General features: G+C 64.3%; 1 protein-coding gene. It reads right to left on the bottom strand.

Features of this window, described 5'->3' with window-relative positions; all coding sequences use genetic code 11:
• Nucleotides 1-39 precede the first annotated feature (39 nt).
• On the bottom strand, nt 40-877 hold an 838-nt coding region (locus WS68_RS23660), incomplete at its 5' end, for an IS3 family transposase (protein ID WP_059573165.1).

The raw sequence follows: 877 nt of genomic DNA on the forward strand, positions 1-877 counted from the left end.
TGAATCGCCCCGGGTTCATCGGAGACCGATTTGTTTGAGTCAGGCCGCCTTGGCGACGTCCTCAAACTGCCGATAGTAAGCTTGCTCGGCTTCCGCCGGCGGGATGTCGCCGATCGGGCCGAGCAGCCGCCTATTGTTGAACCAGTCGACCCATTCGAGCGTGGCCAGCTCGACGGCCTGCTGGCTGCGCCACGGGCCGCGCCGATGGATCAGTTCCGACTTATACAGACCGTTGATCGTCTCGGCCAGCGCGTTATCGTAGGAGTCGCCCACCGTGCCGACCGACGCTTCGATGCCCGCTTCAGCCAGGCGCTCGGTGTACCGAATCGAAACGTATTGGACCCCGCGATCGGAATGATGGATCAGTCCACCGTCGCGCTCGGGCTGCCGGGCGTGGAGCGCCTGTTCCAGCGCGTCCAGCACGAAGTCCGTGCGCATCGTGTTCGACACGCGCCAGCCAACAATGTAGCGGGAGTAGACGTCGATAACGAACGCCACGTAGACGAAGCCCTGCCAGGTCGACACGTAGGTGAAATCTGCCACCCACAGTGCGTTCGGTCGCGTCGCGGTGAACTGACGATGCACGCGATCCTGCGGGCATGGCGCGTGCGCATCGGGAATCGTCGTGCGAACCTTCTTCCCGCGTCGTACGCCCTCGAGCCCCAGCTTGCGCATCAGCCGCTCGACCGTGCAGCGGGCCACCTCGATCCCTTCACGCTTCAGTTGCTTCCACACCTTGTCGGCTCCGTAGACTTCGAAGTTCGCGTCGTAGACGCGCTGGATCTCGGGACTGAGCTCCGCGTCACGCCGGGCACGGCTCGATTGCCTGGAAGGATCGGTGCGCTGGTCGGCGCGCCGAAAGTACGTCGACGGCGCG

This window comes from Burkholderia sp. TSV86, assembly GCF_001522865.1.
GTDB lineage: Bacteria > Pseudomonadota > Gammaproteobacteria > Burkholderiales > Burkholderiaceae > Burkholderia.